Here is a 23,375-nt window from a genome sequence, read left to right as displayed (position 1 = left end):
GCTGCTTTTTTTCTTATTTATTTTTAGCTAAAATTTCTTTTGCGATTTCATCAATTAGCATATCTTTTCCGATTGGATTGAATGCTTTCGTATTGAAGACTTCATTTGATACTTCATATACGTGATTATTTTTAACTGCTTTATTGTCTTTCCAAACGGCACTGTTTTTGTAGTCTTCGTAAACTTTATCAGCTTCGCCGCCGAAGTTTACAATAAACATTTGGTCAGGCTGGAATGCAACTAGACCTTCTAGTGATACTTGCGCCATCGTTTGTTTTAAATCCGTACCTTTTGTTGCTGGAAGTTTTAAGTCATTAAAGATGATGTCACCGTATCCGAAGCTACCGTATACACGGAAGTTTTGTGGTGTAACTGCAACGAACATAAAGTTCTCATCTTTTGTTTTCTCTTTAATTTTTTTAGATAAAGAGTCTGCTTTCTTATCGTAGTCTGCAATCCATTTGTCTGCTTTCTTCTCTTCGTCAAATAGCTTACCTACTTCTTTAAACTTACCACGCCAGTCTTCTAAGTTTGTTTCTAGAACAACTGTAGGTGCAACCTTTTCTAGTTGATCATAAATTTTTAATTGACGGTTGTTTAAAATAATTAAGTCTGGTTTTAAAGCAGTAACAGCTTCTAAATCAACTTTAGGTGCCCAGTACCAACCTACTGCTTTTACTCCATCTAACTTGTCTGTTAAGTGATTTTGGATTTTATCTTTATATGTATTTGCTGTACCAACAGGTTTATGTCCAAGAAGTAATAGTTCTTCTGTTGATCCAGATAAGTCAACAATTCTCTTTGGATTTACTGGAATTGTAGCTTCACCTTTAGCATGTTTTACAACTTTTGTTTTCGGTTGTTCTTTTGCTTTCGATTCTTCTTTTTGAGAAGAACAGCCAACGATAGAAAGAACAACAAGCATAATAGTAAATAAAATAAATAGCTTACGTTTCATCCTGATGTAACCCCTTTAATTAGTATTGATAATCATTATCGACTTCTGTATATTAAGGTGCTTTAACCTTTCTGTCAATGGAAAATAACAGAAGTTTCAAGTGGAGAACATTTGTTGGGGCAGTCTCGCTTTTCTATCATTAAATATGTTAAAATGGAATACATGATTTAAGAGGGAGAGATCGTATTTTGTTTGAATATGTTACAGGTTACGTGGAGTATGTAGGGCCGGAATATGTCGTAATTGATCATAATGGAATTGGTTATCAAATTTTCACACCAAATCCGTATGTATTTCAAAGAAGTAAGCAAGAAATCCGTGTCTATACATATCATTATGTGAGAGAAGATATTATGGCACTTTACGGTTTTAAAACACGTGAAGAGCGTTTATTATTTACAAAGTTGTTAGGCGTGTCTGGCATTGGGCCAAAAGGCGCTCTTGCAATTTTAGCTTCTGGTCAAACAGGACAGGTCGTTCAAGCGATTGAGCATGAAGATGAGAAGTTTTTAGTGAAATTCCCAGGCGTCGGAAAGAAAACAGCACGCCAAATGATTTTAGATTTAAAAGGAAAACTAGCAGATGTCGTACCAGATGCATTTGTTGATTTATTCTCAGACACAGAACGTTTTGATGAGAATAAAGGTTCATCAGCTGAGCTTGATGAGGCACTGGAAGCTCTGCGCGCACTTGGATACGCAGAACGCGAAGTTTCTCGTGTTGTACCAGAGTTATTAAAAGAAGCATTAACGACGGATCAGTATATTAAAAAGGCACTTAGTCTTTTACTAAATGGTAAGAGGTGAGTATAATGGACGAACGTCTCCTTTCAGGGGAATCTGCATATGAAGATGCGGATTTAGAATATTCATTACGGCCACAGACGCTCCGTCAGTATATTGGCCAAGATAAAGCGAAACATAATTTAGAAGTATTTATTGAAGCGGCGAAAATGCGTGAAGAAACGTTAGATCACGTGCTTTTATATGGACCACCAGGTCTTGGTAAAACGACGCTTGCGAATATTATTGCCAATGAGATGGGCGTTAATGTTAGAACAACTTCAGGTCCCGCAATTGAAAGACCAGGAGATTTAGCTGCTGTATTAACAGCGCTTCAGCCAGGTGATGTATTATTTATTGATGAAATTCATCGTTTGCATAGATCAATTGAAGAAGTATTGTATCCTGCGATGGAAGACTTTTGCCTTGATATTGTAATTGGAAAAGGGCCCTCAGCACGTTCTGTACGCCTAGATTTACCGCCATTTACATTAGTTGGAGCAACAACACGTGCTGGAGCATTATCGGCACCGCTTCGTGACCGCTTTGGTGTACTTTCAAGGTTAGAGTACTACACAGTAGATCAGCTTTCTGCGATTGTTGAACGTACAGCAGAAGTATTTGAAGTTGAAATCGATTCGTTAGCTGCATTAGAAATTGCAAGACGTGCTCGTGGTACACCTCGTATTGCGAATCGTCTTTTAAGGCGTGTACGTGATTTCGCACAAGTTCGTGGTAATGGAACGGTTACGATGGAAATTACACAAATGGCATTAGAGCTACTGCAAGTAGATAAATTAGGTCTAGATCATATTGATCATAAATTACTGCTTGGTATTATTGAGAAATTCCGTGGCGGTCCAGTTGGATTAGAAACGGTTTCAGCAACAATTGGAGAAGAATCTCATACGATTGAAGATGTGTATGAGCCGTATTTATTACAAATTGGCTTTTTACAACGAACGCCGAGGGGCCGAATTGTAACGCCGCTTGCGTATGAACATTTCGGAATGGAGATACCAAAAGTATGACGGAGATGCCAAAGCTGCTTATTACAGCCGGGATCTTACTCATCGTTGTTGGATTAGCTTGGAAGTTCATTGGAAGGCTTCCAGGCGATATTTTTGTGAAAAAAGGAAACGTTACCTTTTATTTTCCTATCATTACATGTATTGTGTTAAGTATTGCATTATCTTTTATTATGTATATAATAAATCGATTTAAATAAGAAATAGGTGGATATAGCTATGGATATAAATCTGTTTGATTTTCATTTACCAGAAGAACTTATTGCACAAGTCCCGTTAGAAGAGCGTGAAACATCAAGATTAATGGTGTTAGACCGTGAAACAGGTGATATTGAGCATAAACATTTTACGGATATTCTTTCTTACTTACATGAGGGGGATTGCTTAGTTTTAAATGAAACGAAAGTTATGCCTGCTCGTTTGCACGGTGTGAAAGAAGATACAGGCGCGCACATTGAAGTACTTCTTTTAAAACAAGAAGAAGGTGATAAGTGGGAAACGCTTGTAAAGCCAGCGAAACGTGTAAAAGAAGGAACTGTTATCTCTTTTGGCGAAGGGAAATTAAAAGCAACTTGCACAGGAACTGCAGATCAAGGTGGACGTCAGCTTGAATTTTCATATGACGGCATCTTCTATGAAATTTTAGATGAACTTGGGGAAATGCCACTTCCTCCATATATTAAAGAGACGCTAGAAGATCGCGATCGCTATCAAACAGTATATGCGAAAGAAATCGGTTCAGCAGCAGCGCCGACTGCGGGACTTCACTTTACAGAAGAGTTACTTGAGAAGTTAAAGCTAAAAGGCGTTCAGTTAGCATTCATTACACTTCACGTAGGACTTGGAACATTTAGACCAGTTTCTGCAGACACGATTGAAGAACACCATATGCACGCAGAATATTATCATATGTCTGAAGAGACAGCGGCATTATTAAATCGTGTGAAAGAGAATGGTGGACGTATTATTACTGTAGGTACGACATCAACTCGTACGTTAGAAACAATTGCAACAGATCATGAAGGTAAGCTTTGCGCCGCTTCTGGATGGACAGATATTTTCATGTATCCGGGATATGAATTTAAAGCAATTGATGGTTTAATTACAAACTTCCATTTACCGAAATCAACATTAATTATGCTTGTAAGTGCATTTGCAAATAGAGATAATGTACTTCATGCTTATAATGAAGCAGTAAAAGAAAAATATCGTTTCTTTAGCTTCGGTGATGCAATGTTCGTTGCATCTCACGCTAAAATGAGAAACAAATAAAAGGAGTAAGTTATGACAGCAATTCGTTATGAATTTATTAAGACATGTAAACAAACGGGTGCCCGTTTAGGTCGTGTGCATACGCCGCACGGTTCATTTGATACACCAACATTTATGCCAGTTGGTACACTTGCAACAGTTAAGACAATGTCACCAGAAGAATTAAAAGCAATGGATTCTGGCATTATTTTAAGTAATACGTATCATTTATGGCTACGTCCAGGTCATGAAATTATTCGTGAAGCAGGCGGTTTGCATAAATTTATGAACTGGGATCGTGCAATCTTAACAGATTCTGGTGGTTTCCAAGTATTCAGTTTAAGTGACTTCCGTCGTATTGAAGAGGAAGGCGTTCATTTCCGTAATCACTTAAATGGAGATAAATTATTCTTATCACCAGAAAAAGCGATGGAAATCCAAAATGCATTAGGTTCAGATATTATGATGGCATTTGATGAGTGTCCACCATTCCCAGCTACTTTTGAATATATGAAGAAATCTGTAGAGCGTACGAGCCGCTGGGCAGAACGTTGCTTAAAAGCGCATGAACGTCCGCAAGATCAAGGTTTATTCGGTATTGTACAGGGGGGAGAGTACGAAGAGCTTCGTCGTCAAAGTGCGAAAGATCTTGTTTCAATGGACTTCCCTGGTTACGCTGTAGGTGGTTTATCTGTAGGTGAACCGAAAGATATTATGAACCGTGTACTTGAGTTTACAACACCACTTCTTCCAGATAATAAGCCTCGTTACTTAATGGGTGTAGGTTCTCCTGACTCGTTAATCGATGGCGCAATTCGTGGTATTGATATGTTTGACTGCGTACTTCCAACTCGTATCGCTCGAAATGGTACATGTATGACAAGTGAAGGTCGCCTCGTTGTAAAAAATGCGAAATTCGCAAGAGACTTCGGTCCGCTTGATCCAAACTGTGATTGCTACACATGTAAAAACTACTCTCGTGCGTACATTCGTCACTTAATGAAATGTGATGAAACGTTCGGAATTCGTTTAACGTCTTATCACAACCTTCATTTTCTGTTAAACTTAATGGAGCAGGTGAGACAAGCTATTCGTGAAGACCGTCTTGGCGATTTCCGCGAAGAGTTCTTTGAACAGTATGGCTTTAATAAACCGAATGCTAAAAACTTCTAATACATAATTTAAAAGGAGGAACAAAAGATGAATGCAGGTATGATGAATATCGTTATGATCGTTGCGATGTTTGCGATTTTCTATTTCTTATTAATTCGCCCGCAACAAAAACGTCAAAAAGCAGTTGCTCAAATGCAAAGTGAGTTAGCAAAAGGTGATGCTATCGTAACAATCGGTGGTTTACACGGTACAATCGAATCAGTAGATGAGACGAAAATTGTTATTAAATCTGGTGGTTCACACTTAACGTTCGATCGCAATGCGATTCGTGAAGTTGTGAAAAACTAATTTGGAAGGCCCTGCATGAAATATGCAGGGCCTTTTTTAGTTACTTTGCTTTGACATATTTACACCGAAAATACCACCGAGTGTACTCGCCCCCATTAATGCTAATTGATAAAGTAATTGTGAGTTCGATAAAGTTTGAGAAAAGCCTAAATAGTTAACTAGAAAAACGAGTATAGTGAACGTGAGACCTGTTGTGAAACCTACTAGCCAACCTTTTCCTTGAGCCTTTTTGCCGGCAGTAAATCCAGACATAAGCATAGATAAAAGAGCGAGTATAAAAATAGTAACGGTTAATGTCCCTTCGTTTATATTCGTAAACTTTAATAAAAGAGCCATAATCATACTAGTAATAGATGCGAGAATTAGTAGTGTAACAATACCGAAGCCAATTGCAGTTGATAATTTTTTCGTTCCATCCATTTATGCATTCCCCCTTTTTAATACAAGCATATTTTCCTTTTGTCTAAGTTAGACTAGTTTCTTTTTTATAGGGGAGTCTATACGTAAAAAAGGAGATGTAGAAATGGAATGGATATCAATAATTGGACGGACAATGCTTTTATATATCATCATCTTAATTATTTTTCGTCTTATGGGTAAACGTGAGATAGGAGAGCTAAGTGTATTAGATTTAGTCGTATTTATTATGCTTGGAGAAATGGCTGTAGTGGCAATTGAAAATACCGATAAATCACTTTGGCATCAATTAGTTCCGATGACTTTTCTTATGTGCATCCAAATTATTTTGTCAGTCATTTCCCTAAAGTATCAACGCTTTCGGCATTTAATAGAAGGTGAGCCGGCTATTCTTGTAAACGCGGGAAAGATTGATGAAAAGAAGATGAGAAAGCAACGTTATAATATAGATGATTTAATGATGCAATTAAGGGAACAAGGAGTTGGAGATATTCGGGATGTAGAATATGCTATTTTGGAACCGTCTGGGAAGTTATCTGTCTTTCAAAAACAAAAAAATAAACAAGATACATTGCAGTTTACGCTTCCTCTTATTATTGATGGAGAAATTCAATCTAGTCATTTACAAATGATTGAACATACAGATGCATGGCTTATTGAGAAATTAAAAAACTTAGGTTATAACGATGTAACACAAATTTTATACTGTAGTTTTCAAAACGGAAAATTTTTTGTTGATGTAAAAGAAAATTAGAGACTTATTCTTTGAAAGAGTAAGAATGATTAGTGTAACTAATAATCAGTGGAGATTACCCCACTGATTAAAGTTTCACCTTATTTCAAAAATGAAAGTTTACGAATGATAGGGAGACGACTTAACTCTTCTTTTCGAATGAGTTTGAAAGTGAAGAGAAGTACGATATAAACAATTGTTGTTAAAGTGATTTCCCATAATGTTTGTATGCCAATGGCATGAGAGAAAATAATATATTTATGAAGATAAAAACCGAAGGCGCCTGCGATACCGATGGCAAGTCCGCCGAAAATATAGTCTTTTGCGTAAATGGTAAATGTAATCTTTTTTAAAACAGTAGCGTAGTGAAGAAATGTTACTGTTACAATATTTGCTGCAATAGCGAGAGCAACCCCCATCATTTGAAATTCTGGCCTTGATGCTAGTACAAAAATAACGATTAATTTCACGATGGCTCCAATAAATGTATTCATCATTGCAGCTCTTGCTAAGTTTAAAGCTTGCAAAACAGAGGTAAGTGGACTTTGGAAATAATGAAATAAAAAGCAAGGCGCAAGAAGTTGAATGAATGCTGTTGCGCTGTCTGATCCATACATAAGAGTTAAAACAGGAGAAGCGAATACGTATAATATAACGACAGACCATCCGCCGGTAATTAATGAAATTCGAAGTGCTTGTTGTAAACGGTGCTCCACTAATTTATGTTGTCTTTTTGCCATTGCTTCACTAATAGAAGGGACGAGCGCTGTAGAGAGAGCGTATGTAATAAAGGCGGGTAGTGATAGAAGCGGGAATGCATAACCGTTTAATATACCGTATTGCTGGGTTGCAACAGAAGCAGCGACACCAGCGATTGCTAAGCTTTGCATAACGACAATAGGTTCAAAAAAATATGAAACGGAGCCGATTAAACGACTTCCTGTAGTTGGAAGGGCAATATCCATCAGAGAATAAAATGTCCCTTTGCTTTCCTTTACAGTAGTGAAAAATCCAGAGCGTATTGATAAATGTTTTTCTCGCTGAAATAACGTGAGTAAAAATAATAACGATGCAACTTCACCGAGAACAGCTGATAACATAGCGCCGGCTGCAGCGTATTCTATGCCGTAAGGTAAAAATAATTGAATGCATATAGCGATAATGGTAATGCGGACGACTTGTTCTAGAACTTGCGCATAAGCGCTAGGTTTCATGTTTTGTTTCCCTTGAAAATAACCACGCAAAACAGAAGAAACAGCAATAACAGGAACAACGGGCAAAATGGCCATTAATGGATAGTACGTTCTTTCGTCGGTTAATAATGTTTTTGCTAAAATAGGTGTGAGGAACATAATTCCGATTGTTAAAATGATACTAATAACGGATGTAACAGCTAGTGATACGGTTAATATTTTTTTAACTCTTTGTTTATCGTTCACAGCTTCCGCTTCTGCTACAAATTTTGCGATTGCGACAGGAAGACCAATTTGTGTCAATGTAATTGCTAAAATGAATGTAGGAACGGCCATCATATAAAGACCAACGCCTTCTTCTCCCAAAATACGTGCCATTACTATGCGGTTGATAAAGCCGAGTATTTTTGTAATAAAGCCGGCTATCATTAAAATAAATGCGCCTTTTAAAAAGCTTTGTCTCGTCATGTTCTTCTCCTACCTTCTCAAAATCAATGGAATGATTTACAATAATTTATATGCACGTACGAGACAAGAATGACAAGCATTTAAGAGAGTGAAATATGATAGTGCTCTTGAAAGTAGTTATTGCTGTCCATTAGAGCGGGAATAAAAGCGACTTTTCGTGCGAAATAAGAAGGAGATGTTATAGATGTTAGATAGAGAGGCTTTGGTAGAATCATACCGCGGACAGTTACAAGTCGTTTTAGAAAGTAAAGTAGAAGAGTTTCAAATGTTCGGCTACGACAGAGTGACAGATGATGACATTTGGAAGTTTCTTAAAGTGAAAAAGTGGAAGAAGATAGACAGCGATGTTAGATTGTATGAATTAGTTAATGACGTATTAACAGTAAGTGCTAATGAATATATGACATATTTAACTGTTGAAGCATATCAAGCGCCACTTTGGTCATTTGATGAATATGAAAATAAATAACCGACTGCAATTGGTTTGTTCTTCCTTTTGCAGTATAATGATAGGTATTGATAATCAGGAAATAATTATGTCTAAGATCATATATAAAGGAGGTAGTGAAGAGAGAAAACAAATAATGAAAGTGCAGGTATCGTGAAAACGTACCGGCACAGCTAGTGATGAGCTAGCAAAATTATAGAAAGGAAGTCTACTAACTAGACGTATGCACACGTGTAAAAGTGAATCGTAAGAGATTTATTTAAAGTGTTAGTAGCGGAAAGAGGGTACATATGGCAAAGCGTGGTACGAGAATTGCCGCCTTTTTCCTCATCGTTTTATTAATCGGTGGAGTAATTGGTGCGGCAGGAAAAGACATAGCAAAAGGAATTAGTCTAGGACTAGACCTTCGCGGTGGTTTTGAAATTCTGTATGAAGTAAAACCAGCCAAAAAAGGTGACAAAATCGATCGAGACGTACTTGTAAGTACAGTAGGTGCTCTTGAGAATCGTGTCAATGTTCTCGGTGTAAGTGAGCCGAACATTCAAATCGAAGGGCAAGATCGAATTCGTGTACAGCTTGCTGGTGTACAAGATCAGCAAAAAGCACGTGAAATGTTATCAACACAAGCGAAATTAACATTCCGTGATGTAGATGATAATCTTCTTATGGACGGAACGGATTTAAAAGGCGGCGGAGCGAAGCAAACATTTGATGAGCAAGGCCGTGCGAGCGTAGGTCTTACACTAAAGAGCGCTGAAAAATTCCGTGAAGTAACTGAAAAAATTTCAAAAATGCCACCACCAACGAATTTAATGGTAATTTGGCTTGATTTTGAAGAAGGAAAAGATTCGTACAAAGCAGAATCTGCAAAACCGAATCCGAAGTTCTTATCAGCAGCAACAGTAAACCAAGTATTTAACCAAGCTGAAGTATCTATCGTAGGTGGAAACTTCACAGTTGAAAGTGCGAAACAACTTTCATCTTTATTAAATGCAGGTGCACTTCCTGTTGATTTAAAAGAAATGTATTCAACATCTGTTGGAGCGAAATTTGGTCAACAAGCGTTAGAGCAAACGATTTTCGCTAGTGCGATTGGTATCGCTCTTATTTTCTTATTTATGCTTGTATTCTACCGTTTACCAGGACTTGTAGCGGTTATTATGTTAGGTTTATACATTTTCGTTACATTACTTGTCTTTAACTGGATGCATGCAGTTCTTACGTTGCCAGGTATTGCGGCGTTAGTGCTCGGAGTAGGTATCGCAGTTGATGCGAATATTATTACGTACGAGAGACTGAAAGAAGAGTTGAAAATTGGTAAGTCCATGATGTCGGCATTCCGCGCTGGTAACCATCGTTCATTAGCAACAATTCTAGATGCAAACGTTACAACTCTTGCAGCAGCTGGTGTGTTATTCGTTTATGGTAATAGCTCTGTAAAAGGATTCGCAACAAGTTTAATCGTAAGTATTTTAGTTGGTTTTATTACGAACGTATTCGGTACTCGTTTCTTACTAGGTTTACTTGTAAAGAGCCGTTACTTTGATAAAAAACCAGGATATTTTGGTGTGAAACAAAAGGATATTATTCCATTAACAAAAGGGGTAGTACATCCGCCAACGAGATTTGATCGTATTAATTTCGTAAATATCGGTCATAAATTCCTTATCTTCTCGATTGTAGTTGTAATTGCGGGTGCAATTATCTTACCAATTTTCAAATTGAATCTTGGTATTGACTTTGCGAGTGGTACACGTATCGACTTGCAATCAAAACAAGCCGTTACTGTGTCTGATGTTCATAAAGATTTTAAAGAATTGAACATTGATGTGAAGGAAGAAAATATTGTACCGACTGGAGATGACAATAAAGGTTTCGCAGTTCGTACATTAGGTGTTTTATCAAAAGATGAAATTGCGAAAACAAAAACATTCTTCCACGATAAATATGGTACAGATCCAAACGTAAGTACAGTTTCACCGACAATTGGTAAAGAAATTGCACGAAATGCATTTATCGCAGTATTAATTGCTTCTGCGGTTATCATTTTATACGTAAGTATTCGTTTCCGATTTACGTATGCGTTATCTGCAGTGCTTGCATTATTACATGACGCATTCGTTATGATTGTTATGTTTAGTATTTTCCAACTAGAGGTAGACTTAACGTTTATCGCTGCAGTACTAACAATCATCGGTTATTCTATTAATGACTCGATTGTTACATTTGATAGAAACCGTGAATTATACAAACAGAAAAAACGAGTGCGCGATATAAAAGATCTAGAAGAAATCGTAAATGCAAGTATTCGCCAAACGCTTGGTCGCTCGATTAACACCGTATTAACAGTGTTATTCCCAGTAATTGCACTGCTTATCTTCGGTAGTGAGTCACTACGTAACTTCTCGTTTGCGTTACTTGTTGGATTAATTGTAGGTACGTACTCTTCTGTTTTCGTTGCCTCTCAAATTTGGTTAATGCTTGAAAACCGTCGTTTGAAAAAGGGAAAAAACAAGAAGAAGGTTGAGAAAGTAGAATCTGAACCGCAAGTATAGAAAAGATGATGTCTCTTTATGAGGCATCTCTTTTTTCGTTTGTGGATACAATAAGATAGCAACTTTTTAACAGAAAGAAGATTGAAGAAAGTGGTGGTATTATCGCTGTTTTTGTTAAAATAAAAAGATAGGTTAAGAAAAGAAGGGATTTTAATGATGGAAAAAGATGAACGTTTTAAACAGGCTGAGTTTGGTGCTATTGTCGGGATCGTTGGTAATATTATATTAGCGATTGTAAAGGCAATAATTGGTTATATTGGGAACAGTAAAGCACTGTTAGCGGATGCGGTGCATTCTGCATCAGATGTAATTGGTTCGCTAGCTGTACTTTTTGGATTGCGAGCGGCAAAGCAGCCACCTGATGAGGATCATCCATATGGTCATGGTAAAGCGGAATCGATTTCAGCGATTATTGTTGCGGTATTATTATTTATTGTGGGACTTGAAATCGCGATTTCGTCTATAAAAGCTTTTTCGCAAGAACTAGAACCACCGAAAGGAATTACGATATTTGCTGTTGTTCTTTCAATCGTCGTGAAAGAAGGAATGTTTCAATATAAATTCCGATTAGGGAAAAGGGTAAATAGTGATGCAATTATTGCAAATGCATATGAGCACCGTTCGGATGTATTTTCTTCAATTGCAGCTTTAATCGGTATTTGTGCAGCTATACTCGGTGGTAAGCTTGGTATAGACTGGCTTGTATATGCTGATCCGATTGCAGGATTAGTTGTTTCGCTTCTTGTTGTAAAAATGGCATGGAGCATTGGAGCGGAAGCAATTCATGCAACGCTTGACCATGTTCTTCATGAGGAGGATGTTATTCCGCTTAGAGAAGCAGTTCTTCAAGTAGATGGTGTGAAAAAAATTGGTTCTTTATATGCACGGGAGCATGGTCATTATGTTATTGTCGATATTAAAGTGTCTGTAGATCCATACATTACTGTAGAAGAAGGACACCGTATTGGAAAACATGTGAAAGAAATACTTATGAAACAAGATAATGTACAAAATGTATTCGTACATATAAATCCGTATTCTCCAAATTAAACATCATTAACATTTTAGTATATAGATATTGCATCGTAGTTTGCATTATATTGTCACCCCTTAATCTGTCTTGTATAATGAACAGGTTAAGGGGTGATTTCGTGTTACAACCGAAGACGCGTTGGAAAGAAAAAGAATATAATGACGAGCGAGTGAGTGAATTAGCAAGTAAATTACAGTTATCGCCACTTGTCGTTTCATTATTCCTCGGTAGAGGACTAGATACAGAAGATAAGATTTTAGATTTTTTAAATACAGAAAATCAAGAATTTCATGATCCATTTTTATTAGAAGGAATGGATAGAACGGTAGAACGTGTAAATAAGGCGATTCAAAATGGAGAGCAAATATTAATATTTGGTGATTACGATGCGGACGGAGTAAGTAGTACGACGGTTTTATATCTTGCTCTTCAAGAATTAGGTGCAGAAGTAGAATTTTACATTCCAAATCGTTTTACAGAAGGGTATGGACCGAACGAAGAAGCGTTTCGTTGGGCGCATAGCGCAGGGTTCTCACTGATTATTACTGTCGACACTGGCATCGCAGCAGTACATGAAGCGAATGTAGCGAAAGAGCTTGGAATAGATCTAATTATTACAGATCACCATGAGCCACCGCCAGAATTGCCAGAAGCGCTTGCGATTATACATCCGAAATTAGAAGGTGGCGTATATCCGTTTCACTATTTAGCTGGTGTAGGTGTTGCGTTTAAAGTTGCGCATGCACTATTAGGCCGTGTACCAGAACATTTATTAGAGATTGCAGTAATCGGTACAGTAGCCGATTTAGTATCACTTCATGGTGAAAATAGGTTGCTAGTGAAACGCGGTTTAAAACATATGCGTATGACGAGAAATATTGGTTTGAAGGCATTGTTTAAAGTTGCTAACGTTTCGCAAAGTGAAATTACAGAAGAGAGTATTGGCTTCTCAATTGCACCTCGTATTAATGCGGTTGGGCGTTTAGAAGATGCTGCGCCGGCTGTACACCTTTTATTATCAGATGATCCAGAGGAAGCGAAAGAGTTGGCCGAAGAAATTGATGAGCTGAACAAACTGCGAAAAGATATTGTAAAGCAAATTACAGAAGAAGCTATCGCTGAAGTTGAAAATAAATTCCCGCCAGAAGAAAACAAAGTATTAGTACTTGCAAAAGAAGGCTGGAACCCAGGGGTAATTGGAATTGTTGCTTCTAAATTAGTTGAACGTTTTTATCGTCCGACGATTGTATTAAGCATCGATCCTATAAAAGAAACAGCAAAAGGCTCAGCACGTAGTATTGCAGGATTTGATTTGTTTGCAAACTTATCAGATTGTAGAGAGTTATTGCCACACTTCGGAGGGCATCCGATGGCAGCGGGAATGACGCTACATATGAATGATGTAGATGAATTACGTCGCCGATTAAATGAACAAGCAGATGCGATTTTAACAGAAGAAGATTTTATTCCAATTACAGCAGTTGATGTTTTTTGCAAAGTAGAGGATGTAACGCTAGCGGCAATTGAAGATATGCAAAAACTAGCCCCGTTTGGTATTGGAAATCCGAAACCACGTATTGCAGTAAAAGATGCAGAGTTAGAAAGCATTCGCGCAATCGGATCAGATGGTTCTCATTTAAAAATGGCTCTTCGTGATGGACAAGCAACACTGGATACAATTGGATTTGGTTTTGGTGCATATGCGAAAGAAATCTCTCCAGTTGCAAAAGTATCTGTAATAGGAGAAGCATCCATCAATGAATGGAATAATTTTAAGAAGCCACAACTAATGGTACAAGATATTGCTGTAGAGGCGTGGCAATTATTTGATTGGCGTAGTATGCGTAATGCAGAAGCAAATTTAGCAGAACTTCCGAAAGAAAAAATAACAATGGTGTATTTTTCTGAAGAGGTATTGAATAAATTTTCTTTAGAGAGCTATAAAGAAAAGCTCATGCATGCTTCAGAAGTAACGCATTTAGATGATCAATATATCGTGTTACTTGATTTACCAAAAGGAACCGATGAATTACGTGAGTTATTTAAGGCAGGATTCCCAGCGCGAATTTATACGCTATTTTATCAAGAGAATAACCACTTATTTAGTACAGTTCCGACGAGAGAACACTTTAAATGGTACTATTCTTTCTTAAGCCAAAAAACACCATTTTCTTTAAGACAATATGGAGAACAACTATGTCGTCATAAAGGTTGGTCAAAAGATACAGTAAATTTTATGACACAGGTGTTTTTTGAGTTAGAATTTGTTACAATAAAAGATGGCGTCATTTTTATGGCAGACAAAAAACAAAAGCGTGATTTAATTGAATCGAACACATATCGTGAGAAAATGAACCACTTACAATTAGAAAAAGAATTGGTTTATAGCACATATCAGCAACTATATACATGGTTTGAAACGATTCGTAATCATAAAGAAGTAGAACAGTTAGGGTAAAGGATTTGTATTTACAAACCTTTTAGATCTGAGGAGGATTCAGAAATATGGATTTCAAGCAACATATCGCAATTGTACCGGATTATCCGAAAGAAGGTATTGTGTTTAAAGACATTACACCTTTAATGAATGACGGTAAAGCATACAAAGCAGCAACAGATGCAATCGTTGAATACGCAAAAGAAAGAGATATCGATGTTGTAGTAGGACCAGAAGCTCGTGGTTTCATTATCGGTTGCCCAGTTTCTTATGCGTTAGAAGTAGGATTTGCGCCAGTTCGTAAATTAGGAAAATTACCACGTGAAGTAATTACAGTTGACTACGGTAAAGAATATGGTAAAGATGTTTTAACAATCCATAAAGATGCAATTAAGCCAGGTCAACGCGTATTAATTACAGATGACCTATTAGCTACAGGTGGAACTATCGAAGCGACAATTAAGCTAGTTGAAGAACTTGGCGGAGTTGTAGCAGGGATTGCATTCTTAGTAGAGCTTACTTACTTAGATGGTCGTAAAATGTTAGATGGTTACGATGTATTAGTATTAGAAAAATACTAATCACTATATAGGTAAAACTACGGTGATAAAAAGTACCCGTGAATCTCTTGGAGAGGAGCGGGTACTTTTGTATAATTGAACAAAAAATTATGGTGAAATGTCAGTAAAATCTTTTCCTTTTCACAATTCACAATCATTGGGTTATAATGATAGAATATAATTTATTCTATTAAATAAAGATAAAGTCAATTTTCAATAAAAGGTGATTCGATGGCAAATGAGCAGGTACTAACAGCTGAACAGGTACTCGAGAAAGCAAGTCAATATTTAGTGGATGAAGATATTGAGCTAGTAGCACGTGCCTATGAATATGCACGCGATGCGCATAGCGAACAATACAGGAAATCGGGTGAACCGTATATTATTCATCCAATTCAAGTTGCAGGTATTTTAGTTGATTTACACATGGATCCAGCTACGGTATCAGCAGGTTTCTTACATGATGTAGTGGAAGATACAGAGATTACGTTAGAAGATATTGAACGGGAATTTAACAAAGAAATTGCTATGCTTGTTGATGGTGTTACGAAGCTTGGGAAGATCAAATATAAATCTCACGAACAACAACAAGCAGAAAACCATCGCAAAATGTTTATTGCAATGGCTCAAGATATTCGAGTTATTTTAATTAAACTAGCTGATCGTCTTCATAACATGCGTACATTGAAACATTTGCCTCAAGAGAAGCAGCGTCGCATAGCGAATGAAACGCTAGAAATCTTTGCACCTTTAGCACATAGACTCGGAATTAGTACTATTAAATGGGAGCTAGAGGATACGTCACTTCGCTATTTAAATCCACAACAATATTATCGTATTGTAAATTTAATGAAGCGTAAACGTGCAGAACGTGAAGAATACTTAGACGAAGTAATGACTGGTATTCGTGAGAAATTAAAAGAAGTTGCAATTCAACCTGAGATCTCTGGAAGACCGAAACATATTTACAGTATTTATCGTAAAATGGCACTGCAAAATAAACAGTTCAATGAAATTTACGATTTATTAGCTGTACGTGTCGTTGTAAATAGTATCAAAGATTGTTATGCAGTGCTTGGAATTATTCATACGTGCTGGAAGCCGATGCCAGGTCGTTTTAAAGATTATATTGCAATGCCAAAAGCAAATCTATATCAATCTCTTCATACGACTGTAATTGGACCGAAAGGTGATCCACTTGAAGTGCAAATTCGTACGAAAGAAATGCACGAAATTGCAGAATTCGGGATCGCTGCACACTGGGCATACAAAGAAGGAAAAACAGCAGAAACAACAGGTACATTAGAGAAGAAACTCACGTGGTTCCGTCAAATATTAGAATGGCAAAATGAAGCTTCTAATGCAGAAGAATTTATGGAGTCATTAAAAATTGATTTATTCTCTGACATGGTATTCGTCTTTACACCGAAAGGCGATGTAATGGAATTACCACTTGGATCGGTTCCAATTGATTTCGCGTATCGTGTCCATTCGGAAATTGGGAATAAAACAATTGGTGCAAAAGTAAACGGGAAAATGGTGACGCTGGATTATAAATTAAAAACAGGCGATATCATTGAAATTTTAACGTCGAAACATTCATATGGCCCAAGTCAAGATTGGGTAAAACTTGCTCAAACATCTCATGCGAAAAATAAAATTCGTCAATTCTTTAAGAAACAACGTAGAGACGAAAATATTGAAAAAGGCCGTGAACTTGTTGAAAAGGAAGTACGTGGTCTAGAGTATGAGATGAAAGAAGTATTAGCGCCTGATAACTTAAAACGCGTCGCTGAGAAATTTAACTTTGCAAATGAAGAAGATATGTTTGCAGCAGTTGGATATAGCGGAATTACAGCTTCGCAAATTGTTACGCGACTAACGGACAAGTTCCGCAAGCAACGCGAAGAAGAAGAAATTGTTGAAGTTAAAGAAGTTCGTAAACCGATGAAAATTCGAAAATGGGATTCTGGTGTAAAGGTAAGCGGTGCTGATAATTTATTAATCCGTTTATCGAAATGCTGTAACCCAGTTCCGGGCGATGATATCGTTGGGTATATTACGAAAGGCCGAGGTGTATCGATTCACCGCCGTGATTGTGTAAATGTTCATACAGAAGAAGCTGTAGAACGATTATTAGAGGTAGAGTGGGAAGGTAGCCCTGAAAAAGAAATAGAGTATAACGTTGATATTGAAATTTCAGGTTACGATCGCCGCGGTTTATTAAATGAAGTACTGCAAGCTGTTACAGAGACGAAAACATACATTTCAGCTGTTTCTGGTAGAAGTGACCGTAATAAGATGGCAACAATTAATATGTCAATTTCGATTCGTAACTTACAACACTTGAAAAAAGTAGTAGAACGCATTAAACGAGTTCCAGAAATTTATGCAGTACGACGCATGATGCATTAATAGGGAGTGTAGAAAGATGAGAGTTGTTTTACAACGATCAAAGAAAGCGTCTGTCACAGTAGACGGTGAGATCGTAGGACAAATTCCGTTCGGTTTAACATTACTAGTTGGCATTACGCACGAAGATACAGAAAAAGATGCAACTTACATTGCGGAAAAAATTGCAAACTTACGTATTTTTGAAGATGAGAGCGGAAAGATGAATCATTCTGTACTTGATGTAGAAGGACAAGTTCTATCTATTTCGCAATTCACATTATACGGAGATTGCCGCAAGGGAAGACGTCCAAACTTTATGGATGCTGCGAAACCTGATTATGCAGAGCGTTTATACGATTTCTTTAATGAAGAAGTTCGTAAACAAGGATTACATGTGGAAACAGGGAAGTTCGGAGCAATGATGGATGTTTCTTTAATCAATGATGGTCCGGTGACCTTAATTGTAGAAAGTAAATAGTGTTGATAAAAAAGAGAGGGTTATATAATCCTCTCTTTTTTATACATTGTTGTATGTTTTGTTCATTTATTTGGAATCAATAGCAGTTTCGGTTATGTATAACTCTCCCATCAATATGGAACAATAAAAAGTAAAACATCCATATTGAATGTGAGGGATATACGTATGCGTATGAATGAAAAAGGGCATTCTGTTACAAATGGTGCAAATCAATTATTTAACGTGAATTTTCATGATTTTATTTCAAAAGAGCAAAACAATACTTCAATGGAGCTTGCTTCCGAGTTTGGGATTTCTCTTCAAGATGTAAAGCGTTTAAAGAAGCAGATTGAACGTTCTTAGAGCACTTGACAATCCTACTTAACAAACGTATAGTAATTTTATATTTACATATGAATATAACCGTTGATAGAGAAGAGTAAATGAGACACACATGGAAAGAGAAGAAATGTCTTAGGCTGAAAACATTTCTACATGATGACTGATTGAATGACACTCTAGAGGTTTCAACTTGAACGGCATATACGCTTAGTAGGGATGAACGCACATTTAAGCGTTATTAAAAAAGTGGAAGCATACGTGCTTCAATTAGGGTGGCACCACGGGTATAATACTCTCGTCCCTACTGTTTAAACAGTAGAGGCGGGAGTTTTTTTATTTTTATTAAGATTAAAACAATTTGAGGAGGAACTGAATATGTCTATTCAAATCCCACGCGGAACGCAAGATATTCTTCCAGGCACTGTTGAGTTATGGCAGTATATCGAAGGGCAAGCACGCGAAATTTGCCGTCGTTACAATTATAAAGAAATTCGTACACCAATTTTTGAGCACACTGAGCTATTTTTACGCGGTGTTGGTGATACGACAGATATCGTACAAAAAGAAATGTACTCATTCCAAGATCGTGGAGAGCGCAGCTTAACATTACGTCCAGAAGGTACTGCACCTGTTGTACGTTCTTACGTTGAAAATAAAATGTTTGGTGATGCAACACAACCAACGAAATTATACTATATTGGTCAAATGTTCCGTTATGAAAGACCACAAGCAGGTCGCTATCGTCAATTCGTACAATTCGGTATCGAAGCAATCGGCAGTAATGACCCTGCAATTGATGCAGAAGTAATTGCACTTGCTGTTGAATTTTACCGCGGCATGGGCTTGAAAAATATTAAAGTTGTATTAAACAGTTTAGGTGACGCGGCGAGCCGTCAAGCACACCGTGATGCGTTAATCGCACACTTTGAGCCACGTATCGATGAGTTCTGTTCTGACTGTCAATCTCGTTTAGAAAAGAATCCTCTTCGTATTTTAGATTGTAAGAAGGACCGTAACCATGAATTAATGGGAACAGCACCATCTATTACAGAATACTTAAATGAAGATTCAGCAGTATACTACGAAAAAGTTCAAGAGCTATTAACGATGATGGATGTTCCGTTTGAAAAAGATCCGAACTTAGTGCGTGGTTTAGACTACTACCAACACACTGTTTTTGAAATTATGAGTGAGGCAGACGGTTTCGGTGCGATCACTACATTAAGCGGTGGTGGCCGTTATAACGGACTTGTACAAGAAATCGGTGGACCAGAAATGCCAGGTATCGGTTTTGCAATGAGTATTGAACGTTTAATTATGGCGCTAAAAGCTGAAAACATTGAATTACCACTTGAACATAGTATTGATTGTTACGTTGTGGCGCTTGGCGAAAAAGCGAAAGACCATGCTGCAAAAGTTGCGTTCGATCTTCGTAAAGCTGGATTGTCAGTTGAAAAAGATTATTTAGATCGTAAAATGAAAGCACAATTTAAATCAGCAGATCGTCTAAAGGCGAAATTTGTAGCTGTATTAGGAGAAGATGAGCTAGATAAAGGCATCATTAACTTAAAAGATATGGCAACAGGTGAACAAGAAGAAGTAGCGTTAGATGTATTTGCTTCATACGTAGCAGAGAAATTAATATAGGGGGAACTTACAGTGGCTGAAAGAACACATGCATGTGGAAAAGTAACAGTAGAAGCTGTTGGACAAACAGTTCAATTAAAAGGTTGGGTACAAAAACGCCGTGACTTAGGTGGATTAATCTTTATCGATTTACGTGACCGTACAGGTATCGTACAAGTTGTATTTAACCCAGAAACATCAAAAGAAGCGTTAGAAGTAGCAGAAACAATTCGTAGCGAGTACGTATTACACGTAGAAGGTACAGTTGTTGAACGTGGTGCAGGCGCAATTAATGACAATATGGCAACTGGTCGTATTGAAGTACAAGCAACAAAAGTAAATGTACTAAATGCAGCGAAAACAACGCCAATCATCATTGCTGATGATACAGATGCATCAGAAGATGTGCGTTTAAAATATCGTTATTTAGACTTACGTCGCCCAGTAATGTTTAACACATTCAAAATGCGTCATGACGTAACGAAAACAATTCGTAACTTCTTAGACACAGAAGAGTTCTTAGAAGTAGAAACACCAATTTTAACGAAAAGCACGCCAGAAGGAGCTCGTGACTATTTAGTACCAAGTCGTGTGCATGATGGTGAATTCTATGCACTACCACAGTCACCACAGTTATTTAAACAGCTTCTTATGGTCGGCGGATTTGAGCGTTACTATCAAGTAGCACGTTGTTTCCGTGATGAAGATTTACGTGCGGATCGTCAACCGGAATTCACGCAAATTGATATCGAAGCTTCATTCTTAACACAAGATGAAATTTTAGATATGATGGAGCGTATGATGACGAAAGTTATGAAGGATGCAAAAGGTGTAGAAGTTAGTGCGCCATTCCCTCGTATGAAATATGCTGATGCAATGGCTCGCTACGGTTCTGATAAGCCAGATACACGCTTTGAAATGGAACTAACAGACTTATCTGAGTTTGCAGCAGGTTGTGGCTTTAAAGTGTTTACAAGTGCTGTAGAAAGCGGCGGACAAGTAAAAGCAATTAATGCAAAAGGTGCTGCAAGTAAATATTCTCGTAAAGACATCGATGCATTAACTGAATTCGTGAAAGTATACGGTGCAAAAGGTCTAGCTTGGCTTAAAGTTGAAGAAGACGGCTTAAAAGGACCGATTGCGAAATTCTTCGGTGAAGAAGATGCAAATGTGTTAATGAGCACATTAGAGGCTACTGCTGGCGACTTATTACTATTCGTAGCAGATAAGAAGAGCGTTGTTGCAGATAGCTTAGGTGCACTTCGCTTACGTCTAGGTAAAGAGCTTGAGTTAATTGACGAAAGTAAATATAATTTCCTATGGGTAACGGATTGGCCACTTCTTGAGTACGATGAAGATGCAGATCGTTACTTCGCAGCTCACCACCCATTCACAATGCCATTCCGTGAAGACGTTGAGTTACTAGAAACAGCACCAGAAAAAGCACGTGCACAAGCATATGACCTTGTATTAAACGGTTATGAGCTTGGTGGTGGATCACTTCGTATTTACGAGCGTGACGTACAAGAAAAAATGTTCAAAGCACTTGGATTCTCACAAGAAGAAGCGCAAGAGCAATTCGGATTCTTATTAGAAGCATTCGAATACGGTACACCACCACACGGCGGTATTGCATTAGGTTTAGATCGTCTTGTTATGCTGCTTGCAGGCCGTACGAACCTTCGTGATACAATTGCATTCCCGAAAACAGCAAGCGCAAGCTGCTTATTAACAGAAGCTCCAAGCCCAGTTGCAGAAGCACAGCTTGAAGAGTTAAACTTAAAATTAAGCTTAAAAGAAGAGAAGTAAGAATAGGGTCTAGATGGTTATACTATAACCGTCTAGACTTTTTTTGAGAGGTTGTTTAAAAAGTCCGGTTTAGATAACTGTCGCATCTCATCGTTGCTTCGCCAGTCCGGTGCTCGAGTAGTATTTCTACACTGCGCTCCTCCTGGCTTCAGCGCCTCGATCTGCTCGGTTCTCTGAATCCTCTTTTTTAAACGTGTATTTAGGAAGAAATGAAATTCTGGTCTATGTTTTCATTTTTGAAATATGTATTTTTAGGAATTCTATAACTTTTTCTATACAAATAGTCGGAAAAACGCTAGAATACATGGTAGACCATTTTTGTAATAGGAGTGTAGAGCTGAATGTTACATCAATTTTCACGTAATGAATTAGCCTTCGGTAAAGAAGGACTTGAAATATTAAAAAATAGTACAGTCGGTATTTTAGGAATTGGCGGCGTAGGTTCATTTTCAGCTGAAGCGTTAGCGCGTTCTGGAGTAGGACGTCTTGTATTAGTTGATAAAGACGTTGTAGATATTACAAACGTAAACCGTCAAATTCACGCTTTAGTATCTACTGTAGGACGTTCAAAAGTAGAATTAATGAAAGAGCGTATCGCAGACATTAACCCAGAGTGTGAAGTAATTGGACTAGAAATGTTTTATACAGATGAAACATATGAAGAGTTCTTTAAGCACGGTTTAGATTTCGTAGTGGATGCATCTGATACGATTACGTTCAAAATCCATTTAATTAAACAATGTTTACGTCGTAAAATTAAAATTATCTCATGTATGGGTGCAGCAAATAAAATGGATCCAACTCGTTTCCGTATTGCGGACATTTCTAAAACACACACAGATCCAATTGCGAAAGTCATTCGTACGAAGCTTCGTAAAGAGGGTATTAAAAAAGGTGTAAAAGTTGTCTTCTCTGACGAAAACCCAATCGTAATTCGTGAAGAGGTACGTAAAGAAATCGTACCAGACGAAAATGCAAAAATTCGTAAAGCGAAATTACCGCCTTCATCAAATGCATTCGTACCATCTGTGGCAGGCTTAATTATGGCAAGTCACGTTGTACGTGAACGTATTAAAAATGTAGAAGTGAAACGTGTAGGGCAAGAATAAAAGAAAAGCATATATCCATTTTGGATATATGCTTTTTTACATGTATTAAAGAAATATGGATATTTGCATTACTACTAGTTCAAATGTAAGTAAGGTTAGTAAGTAAAAATCATATTTATCTGATTTATAGGCGGATGTCTTTTTTAGACTGTTAATGGTGAAAAGAGCTAAAGTCAGGACGAGAAGGCCAAGAGTTATTTTGAAGATTATTAATGAAATAGCAACCATCCCCCTTTAAAGGTATATGTTTATAATATCATTTTAGTAAAAAATATCTAATCCGTTTTAGGAGTTTCCTTGTATGACAAGGAGGA

Annotated in this window: 21 protein-coding genes and 1 other annotated feature; of the genes, 18 read left to right on the top strand and 3 right to left on the bottom strand. The window is 37.4% G+C overall.

All coding sequences use genetic code 11. The features are described 5' to 3' along the window. Positions 1–13: 13 nt before the first annotated feature. Positions 14–958 (bottom strand): iron-hydroxamate ABC transporter substrate-binding protein, encoded by a 945-nt coding sequence (locus tag NST27_RS21650; RefSeq protein ID WP_000823606.1) that lies wholly within the window; start codon positions 956–958, stop codon positions 14–16. A gap of 188 nt (positions 959–1,146) precedes the next feature. On the opposite strand from NST27_RS21650, the gene ruvA reads away from it, so the two are divergent. Genes ruvA through yajC form a run of 6 tightly spaced genes read left to right on the top strand, consistent with a single transcriptional unit; the run spans position 1,147 to position 5,480 of the window. After that, complete coding sequence (ruvA, locus tag NST27_RS21645) at positions 1,147–1,764, top strand: Holliday junction DNA helicase RuvA (RefSeq protein WP_000464513.1); 618 nt, start codon at positions 1,147–1,149, stop codon at positions 1,762–1,764. 5 nt (positions 1,765–1,769) lie between these two features. Then, positions 1,770–2,771, top strand: coding sequence for a Holliday junction branch migration DNA helicase RuvB (gene ruvB, locus NST27_RS21640; protein ID WP_000344449.1), 1,002 nt, complete (start codon positions 1,770–1,772; stop codon positions 2,769–2,771). After that, positions 2,768–2,968: a DUF2905 domain-containing protein gene (locus tag NST27_RS21635; protein ID WP_000138161.1), complete on the top strand. Its 201-nt coding sequence runs from the start codon at positions 2,768–2,770 to the stop codon at positions 2,966–2,968. Before ruvB ends, NST27_RS21635 begins: the two co-directional genes overlap by 4 nt. Positions 2,969–2,987: 19 nt before the next feature. Beyond that, positions 2,988–4,040, top strand: a complete 1,053-nt coding sequence (gene queA, locus NST27_RS21630) for a tRNA preQ1(34) S-adenosylmethionine ribosyltransferase-isomerase QueA (protein ID WP_000354027.1) — start codon at positions 2,988–2,990, stop codon at positions 4,038–4,040. 12 nt (positions 4,041–4,052) lie between these two features. Further along, positions 4,053–5,192, top strand: a complete 1,140-nt coding sequence (gene tgt, locus NST27_RS21625) for a tRNA guanosine(34) transglycosylase Tgt (RefSeq protein ID WP_000125365.1) — start codon at positions 4,053–4,055, stop codon at positions 5,190–5,192. Between the two features lie 27 nt (positions 5,193–5,219). Beyond that, complete coding sequence (gene yajC, locus NST27_RS21620) at positions 5,220–5,480, top strand: preprotein translocase subunit YajC (RefSeq protein WP_000991115.1); 261 nt, start codon at positions 5,220–5,222, stop codon at positions 5,478–5,480. Between the two features lie 36 nt (positions 5,481–5,516). Here the strand turns inward: yajC and NST27_RS21615 are convergent, their stop codons facing one another. Then, positions 5,517–5,900, bottom strand: a complete 384-nt coding sequence (locus NST27_RS21615) for a TIGR04086 family membrane protein (protein ID WP_000349148.1) — start codon at positions 5,898–5,900, stop codon at positions 5,517–5,519. A 103-nt stretch (positions 5,901–6,003) separates the two neighbouring features. On the opposite strand from NST27_RS21615, the gene NST27_RS21610 reads away from it, so the two are divergent. After that, the gene (locus NST27_RS21610) at positions 6,004–6,651 is read left to right on the top strand and encodes a DUF421 domain-containing protein (RefSeq protein WP_000454818.1); all 648 of its coding nucleotides are present in this window, start codon (positions 6,004–6,006) and stop codon (positions 6,649–6,651) included. Between the two features lie 80 nt (positions 6,652–6,731). Here the strand turns inward: NST27_RS21610 and spoVB are convergent, their stop codons facing one another. After that, complete coding sequence (gene spoVB / locus NST27_RS21605) at positions 6,732–8,291, bottom strand: stage V sporulation protein B (RefSeq protein WP_000198299.1); 1,560 nt, start codon at positions 8,289–8,291, stop codon at positions 6,732–6,734. Between the two features lie 184 nt (positions 8,292–8,475). Between spoVB and NST27_RS21600 the strand changes: the two genes are divergently transcribed. From NST27_RS21600 to NST27_RS21550, 11 genes are all read left to right on the top strand, one after another. Continuing rightward, on the top strand, positions 8,476–8,760 hold the full coding sequence (locus NST27_RS21600; protein WP_000886978.1) for a post-transcriptional regulator: 285 nt from the start codon (positions 8,476–8,478) through the stop codon (positions 8,758–8,760). A 269-nt stretch (positions 8,761–9,029) separates the two neighbouring features. Beyond that, entirely contained in the window at positions 9,030–11,294 is a 2,265-nt protein-coding gene (secDF, locus tag NST27_RS21595; protein ID WP_001119066.1) for a protein translocase subunit SecDF, read from the top strand. A 156-nt stretch (positions 11,295–11,450) separates the two neighbouring features. Then, the gene (locus tag NST27_RS21590; RefSeq protein WP_033689428.1) at positions 11,451–12,344 is read left to right on the top strand and encodes a cation diffusion facilitator family transporter; all 894 of its coding nucleotides are present in this window, start codon (positions 11,451–11,453) and stop codon (positions 12,342–12,344) included. Positions 12,345–12,445: 101 nt separating this feature from the next. Then, positions 12,446–14,785 carry a single-stranded-DNA-specific exonuclease RecJ gene (gene recJ / locus NST27_RS21585; protein WP_000941237.1) on the top strand — a complete coding sequence of 780 codons (2,340 nt, stop codon included), beginning with the start codon at positions 12,446–12,448 and terminating at the stop codon, positions 14,783–14,785. A 47-nt stretch (positions 14,786–14,832) separates the two neighbouring features. Then, on the top strand, positions 14,833–15,345 hold the full coding sequence (locus NST27_RS21580; RefSeq protein WP_000346215.1) for an adenine phosphoribosyltransferase: 513 nt from the start codon (positions 14,833–14,835) through the stop codon (positions 15,343–15,345). A 210-nt stretch (positions 15,346–15,555) separates the two neighbouring features. Then, entirely contained in the window at positions 15,556–17,739 is a 2,184-nt protein-coding gene (gene relA / locus NST27_RS21575) for a GTP diphosphokinase (protein ID WP_001262812.1), read from the top strand. A 16-nt stretch (positions 17,740–17,755) separates the two neighbouring features. Further along, positions 17,756–18,196, top strand: a complete 441-nt coding sequence (locus NST27_RS21570; protein WP_001266965.1) for a D-tyrosyl-tRNA(Tyr) deacylase — start codon at positions 17,756–17,758, stop codon at positions 18,194–18,196. A gap of 165 nt (positions 18,197–18,361) precedes the next feature. After that, entirely contained in the window at positions 18,362–18,538 is a 177-nt protein-coding gene (locus NST27_RS21565; protein WP_001242605.1) for a hypothetical protein, read from the top strand. Between the two features lie 54 nt (positions 18,539–18,592). Next, positions 18,593–18,823 (top strand) — a binding site (T-box leader). Between the two features lie 69 nt (positions 18,824–18,892). Continuing rightward, positions 18,893–20,164, top strand: coding sequence for a histidine--tRNA ligase (gene hisS, locus NST27_RS21560; protein WP_000027077.1), 1,272 nt, complete (start codon positions 18,893–18,895; stop codon positions 20,162–20,164). A gap of 12 nt (positions 20,165–20,176) precedes the next feature. After that, positions 20,177–21,952, top strand: a complete 1,776-nt coding sequence (aspS, locus tag NST27_RS21555) for an aspartate--tRNA ligase (RefSeq protein WP_000840886.1) — start codon at positions 20,177–20,179, stop codon at positions 21,950–21,952. 341 nt (positions 21,953–22,293) lie between these two features. After that, positions 22,294–23,061, top strand: a complete 768-nt coding sequence (locus tag NST27_RS21550) for a tRNA threonylcarbamoyladenosine dehydratase (protein ID WP_000903182.1) — start codon at positions 22,294–22,296, stop codon at positions 23,059–23,061. Positions 23,062–23,375: the final 314 nt, after the last annotated feature.

Source organism: Bacillus sp. FSL W8-0770, from assembly GCF_038008705.1.
GTDB classification, from domain to species: Bacteria; Bacillota; Bacilli; order Bacillales; family Bacillaceae_G; genus Bacillus_A; species Bacillus_A cereus.
This window is presented reverse-complemented; position numbering and strand designations above follow the sequence as displayed.

What these genes read in the sequence shown, in the direction of transcription:
- NST27_RS21650 (WP_000823606.1), bottom strand. Translation starts at nt 958, where the DNA reads ATGAAACGTAAGCTATTTATTTTATTTACTATTATGCTTGTTGTTCTT.
- ruvB (WP_000344449.1), top strand. Translation starts at nt 1,770, where the DNA reads ATGGACGAACGTCTCCTTTCAGGGGAATCTGCATATGAAGATGCGGAT.
- NST27_RS21635 (WP_000138161.1), top strand. Translation starts at nt 2,768, where the DNA reads ATGACGGAGATGCCAAAGCTGCTTATTACAGCCGGGATCTTACTCATC.
- queA (WP_000354027.1), top strand. Translation starts at nt 2,988, where the DNA reads ATGGATATAAATCTGTTTGATTTTCATTTACCAGAAGAACTTATTGCA.
- tgt (WP_000125365.1), top strand. Translation starts at nt 4,053, where the DNA reads ATGACAGCAATTCGTTATGAATTTATTAAGACATGTAAACAAACGGGT.
- yajC (WP_000991115.1), top strand. Translation starts at nt 5,220, where the DNA reads ATGAATGCAGGTATGATGAATATCGTTATGATCGTTGCGATGTTTGCG.
- NST27_RS21615 (WP_000349148.1), bottom strand. Translation starts at nt 5,900, where the DNA reads ATGGATGGAACGAAAAAATTATCAACTGCAATTGGCTTCGGTATTGTT.
- NST27_RS21610 (WP_000454818.1), top strand. Translation starts at nt 6,004, where the DNA reads ATGGAATGGATATCAATAATTGGACGGACAATGCTTTTATATATCATC.
- spoVB (WP_000198299.1), bottom strand. Translation starts at nt 8,291, where the DNA reads ATGACGAGACAAAGCTTTTTAAAAGGCGCATTTATTTTAATGATAGCC.
- NST27_RS21600 (WP_000886978.1), top strand. Translation starts at nt 8,476, where the DNA reads ATGTTAGATAGAGAGGCTTTGGTAGAATCATACCGCGGACAGTTACAA.
- secDF (WP_001119066.1), top strand. Translation starts at nt 9,030, where the DNA reads ATGGCAAAGCGTGGTACGAGAATTGCCGCCTTTTTCCTCATCGTTTTA.
- NST27_RS21590 (WP_033689428.1), top strand. Translation starts at nt 11,451, where the DNA reads ATGGAAAAAGATGAACGTTTTAAACAGGCTGAGTTTGGTGCTATTGTC.
- NST27_RS21580 (WP_000346215.1), top strand. Translation starts at nt 14,833, where the DNA reads ATGGATTTCAAGCAACATATCGCAATTGTACCGGATTATCCGAAAGAA.
- relA (WP_001262812.1), top strand. Translation starts at nt 15,556, where the DNA reads ATGGCAAATGAGCAGGTACTAACAGCTGAACAGGTACTCGAGAAAGCA.
- NST27_RS21570 (WP_001266965.1), top strand. Translation starts at nt 17,756, where the DNA reads ATGAGAGTTGTTTTACAACGATCAAAGAAAGCGTCTGTCACAGTAGAC.
- NST27_RS21565 (WP_001242605.1), top strand. Translation starts at nt 18,362, where the DNA reads ATGCGTATGAATGAAAAAGGGCATTCTGTTACAAATGGTGCAAATCAA.
- hisS (WP_000027077.1), top strand. Translation starts at nt 18,893, where the DNA reads ATGTCTATTCAAATCCCACGCGGAACGCAAGATATTCTTCCAGGCACT.
- NST27_RS21550 (WP_000903182.1), top strand. Translation starts at nt 22,294, where the DNA reads ATGTTACATCAATTTTCACGTAATGAATTAGCCTTCGGTAAAGAAGGA.